Here is a 15,337-nt window from a genome sequence, read left to right as displayed (position 1 = left end):
ACAGCGATTAAAAGACTCCTGTCAGACATCTTTTGGTACTGACAGGAATCTTTTTTTCATTTACCATATTGACAATAAAAAGCATATTTCGTAATATTAAATTTGAAATCGGTTTCAGACAGTCCCCAAGACGGAGTTTCTTATGGAAAAAGAAAAGCTGAATACCGCAAAAACCATAACAATCTATGATATTGCAGAGGAGGCAGGAGTATCTGCATCCACTGTTTCTCGTGTGCTCAATGGAAGCGCATCTGTCCGCAAGGAAAAGAAAGAACGAATCCAAAAGATAATTGAAAAATATAATTTTAAGCCAAATGCCCTGGCAAAGGGATTGTCAGACACAGCTACTAAAAATATTGGTATAATTGCTGCTGATGTGAGAAACCCATATTATTCAGCTCTTTTTGTGGCTTGTGAACTTGCAGCTGAAAAGGCCGGATACAGCGTGGTTCTCTCTAACAGCCTTGGAGAAAATGAAAGAGAAAGAGCTCAGCTTGATATCATGATGCAACAGAGAGTTGATGCTATCATCCAGATGGGCGGAAGAGTAGATGACCTTATAACAGATGATTCCTATGCTGAGAAGGTGAGAGGAATCTGCGAAAAAACTCCGGTTATCGTCACCGGAAAGCTTGATAAGGCGCCTGTCCACAGCGTGATCATTGATGAATCAAGTGCTATGGATATACTTATGGAGCATCTCTTTGAACTGGGGCACGAAAAAATAGCTCTTGTTGGCGGCGAGATGAAAGTTGCATCTACATACAACAAATATCAGAAGTACCAGGAAAACTTAAGAAAAAAAGGAATTAAAGAGCGAGGAGAGTATGTGGTAAACGGCACCTATGATCCTGAATCAGGATATGAATGCACAAATAAAGTGCTGGACCTTGATGAGAGACCCACAGCAATTATAGCAATAAACGACTTTGCTGCCAGTGGAGCAGTAAGGGCAATCAAAGAGCATGGACTTAGGATTCCGGAAGATATATCCCTTGTGAGCTTTGATAATACATACATTGCTGAGCTTACTATTCCAAAGCTTACCAGTATCGATTATGACTATGAGGGCTATGGAAGGGCTCTTATCGAGACAGCAGTGGCTGCAGCAGAGGGAAAAGATGTAGAAATGACGCAGATGATAAGCCCTAAGCTGGTAGTCAGAGAAAGCTCAGGGAAACTTGCTGGTGATGTATAAATGGTTCCAGGGTTTGTGAAATTATATACAATAATCATACGTGATTTGGCATTTTGAACAAAAAAGAGGCGGAGTTAACATAATAACTCCGTTTTTTTGTTGCATATCGCCAAAAATGCAATCGGTTTCAAAAATCGCGTTGAAATAATATGTTAATTATGTTTAAATAATATTATGAAATCGGTTGCACAAGGTAATAATGCACAATATGGGGACTGTGCCGTGAAATATTGCAACTGAAAGAGTATTAGTAGGAGGATATTATGATAAAAAGAAGCAAGACAACTTCTACAGGAGTCAGAAAACGTGGTCTTTTAGAGACACTATGGAGATACAGAGTCCTTGAACTTATGTGTTTACCGGCTGTAGTATTCTTCTTTATGTTCAGCTACATGCCTATGCCTGGTATTTGGGTTGCTTTTGTAAAGTACAACTATCGTAAAGGTATTTTTGGAAGTAAGTTTGTAGGACTTCAGAATTTTGAATTCCTTGCAGAATCAGGAAAGCTCTTTTCCCTGACAAGAAACACAGTTCTTTATAACCTGGCATTTATTATTCTTGGTAACCTGGTAGCGGTTCTTATAGCTATCCTGCTTAATGAGATCAGAGCCAAGATGTTTAAGAAGGTATCGCAGACACTTATGTTTTTACCTTACTTTATTTCCCAGGTTTTGGTAGGCCTTTTAGTTTATTCCCTTTTGAACTACGATACAGGATTTGTTAACGAGATCCTTACAGCACTTGGTAAGGCAAAATGGCAGCCATATTCAGATCCGACTGTTTGGCCATGGCTCATTGTTCTGATCCACTTGTGGCAGCAGACAGGTTACAACTCAGTTGTTTACTTTGCAGCAATCTGTGGTATCGATGCTGAGATAATTGAGGCTTCAAAGGTCGATGGTGCCAATGCATTCCAGCGTATCAGATACATTATCCTTCCATCACTTCGTCCTACAATTGTTATTCTTCTTTTGTTTGCACTTGGTGGAATCGTTAGAGGTAACTTCGGACTGTTCTGGAACATTATAGGTTCTAACTCAGTTCTTTATGAAACAACAGATATTATCGAGACTTTCGTTTATAGAGCTACAATGTCAGATTTCAATTTCTCAACTGCTTCTGCGGTTGGTTTCTACCAGTCAATAGTTGGCTTTGTTATCGTTATGCTTGCTAACTTTGCGGTTAAGAAGATAGATCCTGACTACTCTTTATTCTAAAAAAAGGAGAAATTGAGAAATGGCAAAAAGTAAAGATATGGAGTTTGAAGTAGGAAACTCCAAGATTAAACTTGGAAAATCGGATTACGTTGTAAGAGGCCTTGGATATGTACTTGTTACTCTTTATGCAATTGCCTGCGTATTCCCATTCCTCATTATCATCGGAACCTCTTTTACAAGTGAATCATATATCAGAACTCATGGAGTTCAGCTCATTCCAAGAGATGTTACACTGAAAGCTTATGAGATGGTTATCGGAAGCGGTAATATCTGGAAGTCATATGGTCTTACGATCATGATGACACTTATTGGAACTGTATGCGGACTTCTGATAATTGCGATGACAGGCTACGCCCTTCAGAGAAAAGACTTCCCGCTTAGAAATGCAATCTCTTTCTATATTTACTTTACAAGTCTTTTCAGTGCAGGACTTGCACCTTACTATCTGCTTATGACACAGACATATAAGCTCCTTGACAGCTATCTTGCAGTTTTGCTTCCGCTTATGATGTCACCATGGCTCATCATTCTTATGAAGAACTTCATTAAGCAGATTCCTCATGAGATTACAGAGTCAGGAAAAATAGACGGTGCAGGAGATATGACAGTATTTGTTTATCTTATCCTTCCTATGATCAAGCCTGCACTTGCAACAATAGGTCTTTTCCTTGCACTTGGTTATTGGAATGAGTGGTATCAGTCATCTCTTTTCCTTACAGCCAAGGTAACAGTTAAGCCTCTTCAGTACACACTTTATGAGATTGTCAATAAGCTTGATGCGCTCCGTAACTCAGTTGCAGGACAGTATGTAACACTTACAGATATTCCTGAGCAGAGTGTAAAGATGGCTAACGCAGTACTTGCAACAGGTCCTATCGTACTTCTTTATCCATTCGTTCAGAAATACTTCATCGGCGGTATCACTGTTGGTGCGGTAAAGGGCTGAGCTGTGAGAACTTGGCGAGGTCTTTCCGAGCCTAGTTCGAACGTCTTGAGGCGAGCGAAGCGAGAGCTTAAGTTCCTTATTATTTAATTCAAATGAAATCCGCTATGCGGATTCAGATACATATTTTCTTATCATCAAGAAGGAGGAAAGAAATGAAGAAAAAGTTATTAGCAACATTACTTAGCGTAAGCATGGTAATGGGAATTGCTGCTTGTGGCTCATCTACAGCAGAGAACACAACAACTGGTAGTGACACAACTGCTACACAGACAGAGTCAACAACAAGCACAGAGAGCACAGATTCATCTGCAAGCGCAGACGCTGCTGCAATCGACACATCTGAACACGTTGTAATCAATTATATGACAACTGGTGATCCGCCAGAGGCAGGAAGTGAGAAGGAAGCTAACCTTAACGAGATGCTTGATAAGCTCAATGCTATCCTTACAGAAAAGGTTAATGCAGAACTTCAGATTTACTATATTCCTTGGACAGATTATCTTTCAAACTACAACCTTACACTTGCTCGTATGGACGGTAGTGTAGACCTTGTAGGTACAGCATCTGACTGGCTTGATGCTTGGCCAAATGCTAAGAATGGTGCTTTCCTTGAGCTTTCAGAGGATATGCTTAAGACATATGCACCTCAGACATGGGCAAGTGTTCCTGCAGATCACTGGGAACTTTGCAAATACAATGGTGAGATCTATCTTATGCCTGAAGACAACTATGCACAGTGGACAAACCACGGCTGGATCTATCGTCTTGACTGGGCTAAGGAAGCAGGACTTGCCAATGGTGTTCATAGCTGGGAAGATATGACAACCTATGTAAAGTGGTGCAAAGAGAACAAGACAGATCTTAAGTATGTTTGGGATTCAGACGGAACACAGTATTCACAGATGGCTAACGGTTGGATCGCATCTCATACAAACTTCGTACCAATTGATGGTATCTGCTCAGGCGCTCTTTGGGGCGGTACAAAGGATGACCTTTACACAATTACTGTTCCTGCTATGACAGAGACAGAGTCACTTGTTGAGTATGCTAAGCTCATGAAGGAATGGGCTGAAGCAGGTGTATGGCCAACAGACGTACTTAACAACACATCAGGAAGTAACCGTGATGAGTTCCGTGTAGGCGATGTTGCTGTAGAGCAGCACCACACACAGACATGGACAGATCTTTGCTCAGCTACTCCTGCAAACACAATTTTCCAGGATGATCCGGAAGCTGAAGTAGGATTCTTCTATTGGGGCGAAGAGACACAGAATGTTGTAGCTCTTTCAATCACACACGGTGCTATGGCTATTTCTGCAGGAAGTGCAAACCCAGAGCGTGCGCTTATGGTTTATGACCTTCTTAGAAACGATCCTGAGTGCTACAAGCTCTTCTGCTATGGTATTGAAGGAAAGTCATGGGAGCTTAATGCAGACGGACTTCGTACAACACCAGCTTCATACAACTCTGAGACAGAGAACATTAACGGTATGACAAACTACTGGTGGGGCAGAAATGACGACCTTGAGATCAAGGACGCTACAAGAAACTGGGATGCTATTGATAAGCTCTATGCTGAATATGACAAGATCAAGATTGACTATCCATATGGTCAGTTCGTTCCTGAAGTAGACAGCATCCAGGGTAAGATTGATAACTGTAACGAGCAGTATACAAACTACATGAAGCAGATTTCCTTCGGTCTTTACAACGGAAGTGCTGAGGATATCGTAGCTGAGATGCAGGCAGCTCTTAAGACAGCAGGTGTTGATGACGTTACAGCAGAGCTTCAGGCTCAGTTCGATGCTCTTTACAAGTAATAACTTGTTAAGCTAAGAACATCCTATAAGCAATTCACAAGGGAATACTGTTAATTAGACAGTATTCCCTTTTTGCTTTAAACAAACGCTTTTTATGATATAATAAACGCTCTGATTTTTGTGCTTTTATCTTTATATATTTATATTTTGGGTGAAAATGTGGATATATAAGGATAAAAACAAGCTTTATAGGAGATTATATTATGGGAAAATTTGAGATCAAAGATACGTTTATGCTTAACGGAGAACCATTTAAGGTTATATCCGGTTCTTTTCACTATTTCAGAACTGTTCCTGAATACTGGAGAGACAGACTTGAAAAATTAAAGGCTCTTGGCTGCAATACAGTTGAAACATATATTCCATGGAACCTCACAGAACCTAAAAAAGGTCAGTTCAATTTTGAGGGCTTCTGTGATGTGGAAAAGTTCATCCAGACTGCCACAGAGCTTGGACTTTATATTATAATAAGACCTTCACCATATATCTGCGCGGAGTGGGAATTTGGCGGTCTTCCTGCATGGCTGTTAAAAGACAGGAATATGCGCCTTAGAGTAAGTTATAAGCCATTTCTTGATGCAGTAGAAGATTATTATAAAGTTCTTTTACCCAAGATCACTAAGTACCAGATTGATAATGGCGGAAACATTATTCTCATGCAGATTGAGAATGAGTATGGATATTATGCAAATGATCATGAGTACATGAAGTTCATGTCTGATCTTATGAAAAAATATGGCGTTACAGTGCCTCTTATTACTTCTGACGGACCATACCACGAGAGCTATCGCGGTGGCTATGCTGAGGGAGCGCACCCCACAGGCAACTTCGGCTCCAAGACAGAAGAGAGATTTGATGTAATAAAAGACTATGCAAATGGCGGACCACTTATGTGTGCCGAGTTCTGGGTTGGCTGGTTTGATCACTGGGGCAACGGCGGCCATATGAAGGGCAATCTTGTTCAGAGTACAGAGGATCTTGATAAGATGCTTGAGCTCGGAAATGTCAGCATCTATATGTTTGAGGGCGGCACAAACTTTGGATTCATGAATGGCTCTAATTATTACAACGAGCTCACACCTGATGTTACTAGCTATGATTATGACGGAATCCTTACAGAGGATGGCCAGATCACAGAGAAATATAAGAAATATAAAGAAGTTATTTCAAAGTATGTGGACGTTCCTGAAGTTAAGTTTTCTATGGATATCAAGAGAAAAGTATACGGAAAACTTGAGTGTAAGGAAAAGGTAAGTCTTTTCTCTGTAGTAGATGACCTCAGTACTCCTGTTCACCTTCCATACACTGTAAACATGGAGGAGCTTGACCAGAGCTATGGTTACATCCTGTACAGATCAAGACTTCACTCAGAAGCAGGAATTGCCAAGCTTAAATTGTGGGAAACAGCAGACAGGGCCAATGTTTTTGTGGATGAGAATCCTCTTATCACGCTCTATGACCACGAACTTGATGAAGAACATAACATTCCTATGGAGAAGTTTCTTGCCTGCAGTCAGCCTGCGCAGATGCTTGCCGGAAAATTCATGATGGAGAGAGGCTTGACTCCGGAAACTGCAGCAGCTGCGATTGGGGAAGCAGGTCTTTCTACCGGAACTCTTACAGGGCTTAATGAGAAATTTGATGTCCTTGTAGAGAACATGGGACGCGTAAACTTCGGACCACGCATGGAGACTCAGCGAAAGGGCATAGGCAGATGTGTTCAGATAAACGGACATATCCACAATGATTGGGATATTTATACACTTCCTCTTGATAATGTTGAGAAAATCGATTTTAATAAGGAGTACAAAGAGGGAACTCCGGCCTTTTACAGATTCACTTTTGACGTAAAAGAAAAAGGTGATACATTTTTGGACTTTGAAGGATGGGGAAAAGGTGTTATATTCTTAAATGGATTTAATCTTGGCAGGTTCTGGGAGATTGGACCGCAGAAGAGATTATATATCCCGGCACCACTGCTTAAAGACGGCGAAAATGAGATCATTGTCTTTGAGACAGATGGCAAGCATACAGATACTATAGAATTAAAGGATGAGCCGGATATAGGCTGAGAGCACTTGGGGAGGTTCTCCTTTAATATTCCAGTGAGGAATTATGGATACTAAACTATTAACGCTAACAAACAATTGGAAATTTCACTACGGAGAGTGTGAAGATGCATGGTACAAGGGGTACGATGACAGCAGCTGGGAGGACGTAACTGTTCCTCACGATTTTTCTGTGACTTCACCCTTTTCCAAGGATTATTCAAGTGGAACAGGTTATCTTCGCGGTGGAATAGCCTGGTATAGGATCAGTATCCGTATTCCCGAGGAATACAGAGGAAAAAAGATCACTCTCGTATTCGATGGTATATATAAAAACAGCTATGTATGGGTCAACAGCTACTTTATGGGCAAAAGACCCTATGGCTATTCTGAGATTGCCTATGACATTTCAGGTCAGGCAAGCTTTGGAGATGAACTTACCCAGATCAGCGTCAAGGTCGTACACACAGACATCGCTGACTCCAGATGGTTTACAGGAAGCGGTATAACACGTAAGGTTACCCTCATGATCTCTGAACAGGTAGCCCCTGTTGTAGGCGGTGTTTTCTTTAAGTGTGACAGCGTTGAAAAGGACGGCAAAAAAACAGTTGCCAAGGTTTCTGTAAGAAATGAGATCTACTGCGGAGTAGCCGGTATTGGCAAGAAAAAGAAGACCAAGGTCATTTCACAGAGCACGCTTCTTGACAATGATGGAAAAATAGCCCTTGTAATGCAGGGAGAGCTTTCTGCATCAGAGGGTAAAACAGAAATCATAGATTTATCCGGATCTTTTAAAAGCCCCAAGCTCTGGGCTCCGGATTCCCCATATCTTTATACCTTAGAGACAAGGCTTTCAGTGGATGGAAAGAGCTATCTTGTTGATACCAGAAAAGTGGGGATCAGAACTTTTTCTTTTGACCCTAATAAAGGCTTCTCGCTCAATGGAAAGAGCATGAAATTCAAAGGCGTATGCGTTCATCATGACGGCGGATGCCTTGGAGCTGCCATGAAAAAAGAGGTCTGGCGAAGGCGCCTTGAGCTCCTTAAAAAGTCGGGATGCAATGCTATCAGATGCAGCCATAATCCTCATATGCCTGAGCTTTATGATCTCTGCGATGAGATTGGCTTTATGATGATGGATGAAGCATTCGATGAGTGGGAAAATCCTAAGAATAAATGGTCTACAGGCCATAACGTTTATCCACCAAAGCATCAGGGGTACTATGAAGATTTCCCAATGTGGCATGAGATTGACCTTCGCACCATGATAAGAAGAGATCGTAATCACCCTTCTGTAATACTTTACAGTATTGGTAATGAGATCGATTATCCCAATGACCCATATTGTCATCCTATGTTCTCTGAGATGACCGGTAACAATGATAACAACAAGCCGGCAGCTGAGAGACAGTACGATGTAAATAAGCCTAATATGGAGAGACTTGCTGTCATAGCAAAAGAGCTTGTGTCCATAGTTAAAGATGAGGATTCTACAAGACCTGTGACTGTTGCAGCGGCATTCCCTGAGCTTTCAACAAGAATCGGATTTATTGATGAGCTTGATGTGGTTGGATATAACTACAAAGAGCACTTGTATGAGCAGGATCACAAGCGCTTTCCTAAAAAGACCTTCCTTGGAAGTGAGAATGGTCACAGTCTTGAAGCCTGGAAGGTGGTAAAGGACAACGACTATGTATGCGGACAGTTCCTTTGGACGGGAATTGATTATTTAGGTGAGGCACAGGGATGGCCGGTGAGAGGTTCATTTGCCGGATTCATCACTACAGCTGGTTTTGCCAAGGAAGAGTTCTTTGAGAGAAGTAAGCTTTGGGGAGGCGTTGGCCTTACACAAAAGAAATCTGATGAAGTTACAGTTGAGCTTTGGAAGCCGGAACTTTGCTGTGATATGAACCTTAAGTCAGAGTTTATTGAGAACCACAAAGAGATTGGATACATATATCAGGTTATAGTAAGGGTTCCTGAAAATCTTCCTGAAAAAGATATTCTTGTACAGGTTACAGGAGCAGGAGAACTGGCAGGAATCGATAACGGTGATCTTTCAGATCTTACACCTTATACAGCCAATTACAGAAAAACTGTAGATGGGAAGCTTGTAATATATATCAAGAGAATGGCCACAGGAAAGATAAATGTAGCAGTTAGAGAAGTGATCGCTGAAAAGTCCAATGTTCTTGCAAAGATAAATATTTGATAATAGAAGGCGTGTGAAAAAATGATTTTTTCACACGCCTATTTTTGTTGTGTCTTACCTCTGGCTTAATAATCTACCTTCATCATGCAAAGGCCCTGAGGTGGGGCAGTTGGGCCTGCTTTCTGGCGGTCGCAGGCTTCAAGGATTTCTTTTACGGAGTCAACAGGGATGTTGCCGTATCCAACTTCTAAAAGAGTTCCTGTTAGGATACGTACCATGTTCTGGAGAAAGCCGTTTCCGTGGAAATATATGCGGATATAATTCCCGCTTTCTTCGATATTTATGGTGTCTACACAACGAACGGTTGATTTTTTCATCTTCTTATTGCCGCAAAAGCTTTTATAATCATGTGTGCCGATGAGGAATTGCGCTGCAGCACGCATTTTGCTGACGTCAGGCTTTTGGTTTAAGACAGTCACATACTTCCTGTCAAAAACAGGCTTTGAGATGCCATACCATACGGTGTATCGGTAAGTTTTTCCGAGGGCATTGTATCTGGCATGGAATCTGTCAGAGCAGATCCTCACTTCATTTACGCTTATATCCTCGGGAAGATAAGTATTCATATAAACCTGGATTTCTTCTTCAGTCATGTCAGTATCGAGAATAGCATTGGCTACAGTGGCTCTTGCATGGACTCCGGCATCGGTCCTTCCTGCGCCTATTACGCTAACTGGCGAATCAGCAGGTGCGTTTGTCATCTTGGATAAAACAGTTTCGAGCTTCCCCTGTATAGTCATATCTTTACCCGGCTGTTTTTCCCAACCAAAAAAACGTGTTCCATCATAACTTATGATAAATTTGTAGTTTCTTTTCATGAAAAACCTCGTAAAATAGTGGTGGACAATAGCAAAAACTAATGCTATTATAGCATACGTTGCACTAAAAAATGTCAGTTCGAGACCTTCCTGACACAAAACAAAACTAAAGGAGAAATTTATGCGTAACACAAAGGTATTATTTATCACTCAGGCTGCAGTGATCGCAGCACTTTATGTCGTTTTGACATTACTTGCAAATGCACTGGGACTTGCTAATCAGGCTGTTCAGGTGCGTTTCTCAGAGGCACTTACTATTCTGCCTTATTTTACACCAGCAGCAATTCCTGGTCTTTTTCTTGGATGCATACTTAGTAATACACTTACAGGATGTATGTTCCTTGATACAGTATTTGGATCACTTGCTACATTGATCGGTGCGGTTCTTACATATTTGATCGCTAAAAAGGTTAAGAACCCTGTTGCTAAGTGGCTTTGCCCTATTCCACCAATTGTTGCCAATATGATCATTGTTCCACAGGTACTTATGCATGTATATGAAGCTCCCGGAACACTTCTTTTCTTTACACTAACAGTTGGTGCCGGAGAAATTATTTCCTGTTACATTTTGGGAATGATTCTTCTTTTTGTTCTTGAGCCAAGAAAGAACGCGATCTTTGGCCTGAATGACGTAGTTGCATAATAGATTTGAAAGATATTGCTTACTACGCTATAATTTATATTTGGAGCAGGAGTTTTCTGTTCAAATAGATATAATGTGAGGTTCTTATGTCATCAATAATCCAGAATAATCAGGTTTTTAATAATGAGATACCATTTTGCAGAGTTTATAGCATAGAGAGCAAAAAGCAACTGGAAGAAAGATTTCTTGCTCACAGGATTTCCTATTTCATTGAGTGGCAGGATAAGTCTTTTTTACAGAGACTGTTCGACAGAAGCGGAAGCAAGATTGTCTGCACGTTTAAGATCAACAAAGGGGAGATAGCTCGTGCCAAGGCTCTTGCTCAGGGAATAGAGGGAATTAAGTTCAAGGACTATGGCGAGGAGAAAAACACTGAGCGTATTCGCAAGAGAAGTGATTCAGTTGTTAAAGAGAGTGATGGACTTGAGATGCCTGAACTGAAGTTTGAGACCAGTCAGGATGATTATGAAGAGTGAGATAGTTGAAAAGGGGATTAAGTAATCCCCTTTTCTTTTGCTTAAAAAGTAGGAGAAATTATGGCTGAGAAGAAATATAGCGGAAGTAATAAAAAATCATTACCTGGAAAAGAGGCTGCAAATAGAAAAAAGCCCGCTTTCAAGAAAAATAATGAGTTCAGAGAAAAATCATCGGCAAAAGGAAAAAGTCTTAATAAAAAAACTGATACCAGACGAAATGATACAGCGCAGGCTGCAAGCCGCTGCCCGTATTTTAAGAAGTGCGGTGCCTGTCAGATGATCGACACTCCATATGATAAGCAGCTGAGACAGAAACATGCTCATGTAAAGGAACTTCTTGAGCCATATACTAAAGTTGCTTCTTTTGTTGGAATGGAAGAGCCTGAACATTACAGATGCAAGGTTCATGCTGTTTTTACTCATGACAAAAAGGGTAATCCACTCTCAGGAATATATAGAGAGGGAACTCATGAGGTAGTGCCTATTGATTCATGTCTTTTGGAAGATCAGAAGGCAGACGCTATCATAGCAACTATCCGTGGAATGCTTAAATCTTTTAAGATCAAGACATACGATGAGGATAACGGATTTGGCCTTCTTCGCCATGTGCTTATAAGAATTGGTAAGAACACTGGTGAGATCATGGTTGTTCTGGTTACGGTTTCTCCTATTTTTCCTTCCAAGAATAACTTTGTAAAAGCCCTTAGAAAGGCTCATCCTGAGATCACAACAATTGTTTTAAATGTGAATGATAAACAGACAAGTATGATCCTTGGTGATAAGGAAAAGCCTATGTATGGCCCGGGATTTATCTATGATATCTGCTGTGGAATGAAGTTTAAGATAAGTCCTAAGTCTTTTTACCAGGTAAACCCTGTTCAGCAGGAAGTTTTGTATAATACAGCGATTGAAATGGCTGAACTAAAAGGTGATGAGGTGGCACTTGACTGTTACTGCGGTGTTGGAACAATTGGAATAATTGCAAGCCCTCATGTTAAAGAAGTCATTGGTGTTGAGCTTAACAAGGATGCTGTTAAGGATGCTAACCTTAATGCAAAGATAAACAACATCGATAACATTACTTTTTATAACAACGATGCCACTGTATTTATGCAGCAGATGGCAGCATCAGGAGATAAGGTTGATGTAGTGTTCATGGATCCTCCAAGAGCAGGCTCTACGCCGGAATTCATTGAATCACTTAAAATCCTGTCACCAAAGAAGGTGGTTTACATATCTTGTAGTCCGGATTCTTTAGCCAGGGATTTAGGCATACTAAAAAAGAATGGCTTCAATGCAAAGAAGGCCATTCCTGTGGATATGTTCCCTTTTACAAGGTCGATAGAAACGGTTGTACTTTTGACTAGGACCGAAGGGACGACGTCAGAAGGCTAACGCTGTTGTTCTGGCGAGATAACAATTATATGCTTAATTTGCAGTCCGCTGTTCTTGGCGGACTGCTACTATTCTTTCATTCGAAAGACAAGCAGTGATGATTTCTAATCTTTTCGCTGCTGATATTCCAAAGTTTAACTACATTTAGCATGTTGTCTGCTGCTTATGGCATGATTTCTGTTACTTGTGCAATTTCGGTGATAGTGGCAGTTGATTTTAGTGAGGTGAACTCTGCCTATATTGCAAGAGAACTGGATTTAGGCAGAACAGCAATTGATAATTGCAATGCCTATATTGGCTGATGGCTGCATAGTGGCAGTATGACTGGTGAAAAAACAGAAAGTAAAAGAAATAATAAGCAATGGCAGGTGGAAAACTTGAAATATTATTGGAAATGATGCGCTGGTTTGTTGGCGAAGTTTCGAATCAGATCTATGAGCAGATAAAAGAGTATGAATAACTTCTCTTACGCCAGGGTTTCAAATGATGAAGTTTCCTGGTTTAGAAGTTGGGCATTCTTGTCATAAGCATATGCTGACTGTTTAAGCATGTAAGCTGTGTTTGATGACTTAATTGTATTTATTCTGCTATAGAGGGTTGATACCTGCTGCTCTAATGCAGCAGCGGCAGCCTGAGAAGATATGTTACTGGCTCTTGAAAGCTCGTTAACTTTCGTGCTTAATGACTGAAGCTGCATCTGGTATGTACTTATTCCCTGAATACTTGAAGACATAATAAAATCCTTTCCTTGCGTTTTTACAAGGAAAGGATACTAGCCAAAACTAAATTCAACCTAAATGAATAATTAATTCTCCAATGTTCCATATAAATGACCGTCAAATTCTTTGAAGTAAGTCTCTTCAATTTTTCGCATGAATATCGTAATATCGTTATTTCCAAAGTAAAGCTCCATGCGGATGGAACCAACGCTTTCACCAATCAGATGAAAACGGATATACAGCACGTTTTCACGAAGGAAAACGGCTCCGGCGGTGTATGGATTGTCATACTTTGGGAATATGCCTTCTTCCATGTGCTCAAGACCAAAGTTTAGCTTAAAAGCACCTGATTTAAGTGCAGGGTCCTCTGTAAAAAATGTGATCGTGCTCTGCTTACTACCTGGGCAAATATCTAACTGCACCTTTGAAAATCCCTGCTTGTTTGGTAAAAGTACGTAGGTCTGATGCAGATCAGAGGTCAACTTTTTGGTGTTATATTTTGTATAGGAGTGATTTATAGCAAGTTTTGGCGGTGCAATGGAAAGAGTGTCTGCATAGCTTACAAGATCTTCGTAGTCCTCTGATGGAGCTTTTAAACGACCGACAGGCTCTTTTTCATCAATCCCAGGTAAAAGAAATTGATAGATGCCATCATAAATAATCTGATTACCACCCTGAATTCCCTGTGTATCGGCGGTTGTGATCACCAAAAGATTCTTGTCAGGAATGCTTATTCCAAGCTGACCGCCCATTCCGTAGAGAACATAGCCGCCCTTTTCATTTTGCCAGATCTGCATGCCGTAGCCCTGGGATTCGCCTGGAATCGGAGCAGTCATAACGGTATCGCTGATATTGGAGGTTGCAAGCTCTATAAGGTCAGATGGCAAAAGAGTTCTTGTGACTCCATCATTACATTCTATAGTTCCCTTTTTATCGATAAGATACAGAATTTTCATAAAGTCCATAGGAGTTGCCACGAGGCCGCTTCCACCCATAGAGACACCAAAAGGGTCTTTGACCATGTAAGAATCCTTGCTAAAATCCATGTAGTTAAAAATGTTTTCTTTCAGATAATCCAGCATTGGCATCTGAGTCATTTTTTCAACAAGTGCGGATAAAACATGGGCAGCAGAAGTATCGTAGTGAAAAACTGTTCCCGGTTTATGAGTTGGCTCCACTGTAAAAAAGCTCTCTACCCAGTCTGATTTCATGTCCATCTTATAGGTTGTAGAAGCGTGACAGGTCCTCATTTCCAGCATGTTTCTTATGGTTGTGTCTTTTATCCACTGGTGAGTGGACTCATTTGTGTATTCAGGAAAATAGTCAGTTATGGAGTTGTCGATACCAACTAACCCCTTATCTATCAAAAGAAATACAGCAAGAGCCGTGATGCTCTTACTTATAGAAAACATGCGATGAAGTGTATCTGCCTTATACGGTGCATAATACTTTTCAAATATAAGCTTGTTATTTCGCATGATCAAAAGCGAGTGCATTGGGATTTCTTTCTTATCTAGAAACTCCAGAAGATCTTTAATGGCAGAAGATGAAACATTAACATCTTCGGGATAGGCTCTGTTAAATGAAAACATATGATTCTCCTATGTTGTATAAGTAATGTTTTGAACATATACATATTATCACATCCATATTAAAGAATAGTAAGTAACAGATTGGCGCCACGTAAAGTAGATTTGAGATTATACATTTGGGGAATGAAATGACAAAAAAATATACTTTCTTGCGAGTGGCATAAAATCCAGAAGTACCCATACCTTCGGATAGATCTCGGAGTATTCACAAAGACACAGTAAATATAAAATAATGCGCCCTGTTTTCTTTCAT

Annotated in this window: 12 protein-coding genes; 9 read left to right on the top strand and 3 right to left on the bottom strand. The window is 40.6% G+C overall.

Translation table 11 applies throughout. The features are described 5' to 3' along the window. Nucleotides 1-142: 142 nt before the first annotated feature. From G585_RS0113110 to G585_RS18140, 6 genes are all read left to right on the top strand, one after another. Complete coding sequence (locus G585_RS0113110; RefSeq protein ID WP_022775584.1) at nt 143-1,198, top strand: LacI family DNA-binding transcriptional regulator; 1,056 nt, start codon at nt 143-145, stop codon at nt 1,196-1,198. A 263-nt stretch (nt 1,199-1,461) separates the two neighbouring features. Continuing rightward, nucleotides 1,462-2,415, top strand: coding sequence for an ABC transporter permease (locus tag G585_RS0113105; RefSeq protein ID WP_022775582.1), 954 nt, complete (start codon nt 1,462-1,464; stop codon nt 2,413-2,415). A 19-nt stretch (nt 2,416-2,434) separates the two neighbouring features. Further along, nucleotides 2,435-3,361, top strand: a complete 927-nt coding sequence (locus G585_RS0113100) for a carbohydrate ABC transporter permease (protein WP_022775581.1) — start codon at nt 2,435-2,437, stop codon at nt 3,359-3,361. Nucleotides 3,362-3,513: 152 nt separating this feature from the next. Next, nucleotides 3,514-5,181, top strand: coding sequence for an ABC transporter substrate-binding protein (locus G585_RS0113095; protein WP_022775580.1), 1,668 nt, complete (start codon nt 3,514-3,516; stop codon nt 5,179-5,181). Between the two features lie 203 nt (nt 5,182-5,384). Continuing rightward, nucleotides 5,385-7,253, top strand: coding sequence for a glycoside hydrolase family 35 protein (locus tag G585_RS0113090; RefSeq protein WP_022775578.1), 1,869 nt, complete (start codon nt 5,385-5,387; stop codon nt 7,251-7,253). 43 nt (nt 7,254-7,296) lie between these two features. Next, complete coding sequence (locus G585_RS18140) at nt 7,297-9,441, top strand: glycoside hydrolase family 2 (protein ID WP_022775577.1); 2,145 nt, start codon at nt 7,297-7,299, stop codon at nt 9,439-9,441. 65 nt (nt 9,442-9,506) lie between these two features. Here the strand turns inward: G585_RS18140 and truA are convergent, their stop codons facing one another. Beyond that, nucleotides 9,507-10,259 carry a tRNA pseudouridine(38-40) synthase TruA gene (gene truA, locus G585_RS0113080; RefSeq protein ID WP_022775576.1) on the bottom strand — a complete coding sequence of 251 codons (753 nt, stop codon included), beginning with the start codon at nt 10,257-10,259 and terminating at the stop codon, nt 9,507-9,509. 121 nt (nt 10,260-10,380) lie between these two features. Between truA and G585_RS0113075 the strand changes: the two genes are divergently transcribed. The 3 genes from G585_RS0113075 (at nt 10,381) to rlmD (ending at nt 12,773) form a co-directional block, all read left to right on the top strand. Beyond that, a complete protein-coding gene (locus G585_RS0113075) occupies nt 10,381-10,902 on the top strand; it encodes a QueT transporter family protein (RefSeq protein ID WP_022775574.1) in 522 nt (173 codons plus the stop codon). 86 nt (nt 10,903-10,988) lie between these two features. Then, on the top strand, nt 10,989-11,378 hold the full coding sequence (locus tag G585_RS0113070; RefSeq protein ID WP_022775573.1) for a hypothetical protein: 390 nt from the start codon (nt 10,989-10,991) through the stop codon (nt 11,376-11,378). A gap of 60 nt (nt 11,379-11,438) precedes the next feature. Then, nucleotides 11,439-12,773 carry a 23S rRNA (uracil(1939)-C(5))-methyltransferase RlmD gene (gene rlmD, locus G585_RS18135; protein ID WP_022775571.1) on the top strand — a complete coding sequence of 445 codons (1,335 nt, stop codon included), beginning with the start codon at nt 11,439-11,441 and terminating at the stop codon, nt 12,771-12,773. Between the two features lie 466 nt (nt 12,774-13,239). Here the strand turns inward: rlmD and G585_RS0113055 are convergent, their stop codons facing one another. Both G585_RS0113055 and G585_RS0113050 read right to left on the bottom strand, forming a co-directional pair. Continuing rightward, nucleotides 13,240-13,506 carry a hypothetical protein gene (locus tag G585_RS0113055; RefSeq protein ID WP_022775568.1) on the bottom strand — a complete coding sequence of 89 codons (267 nt, stop codon included), beginning with the start codon at nt 13,504-13,506 and terminating at the stop codon, nt 13,240-13,242. Nucleotides 13,507-13,578: 72 nt separating this feature from the next. After that, a complete protein-coding gene (locus G585_RS0113050) occupies nt 13,579-15,084 on the bottom strand; it encodes a serine hydrolase domain-containing protein (protein WP_022775567.1) in 1,506 nt (501 codons plus the stop codon). Between the last annotated feature and the right edge of the window lie 253 nt (nt 15,085-15,337).

It is taken from the genome of Butyrivibrio sp. AE2015, assembly GCF_000420825.1.
GTDB lineage: Bacteria > Bacillota > Clostridia > Lachnospirales > Lachnospiraceae > Butyrivibrio.
The sequence above is the reverse complement of the archived record's forward strand: the minus strand, read 5'-3'. Positions and strand labels throughout refer to the sequence as shown.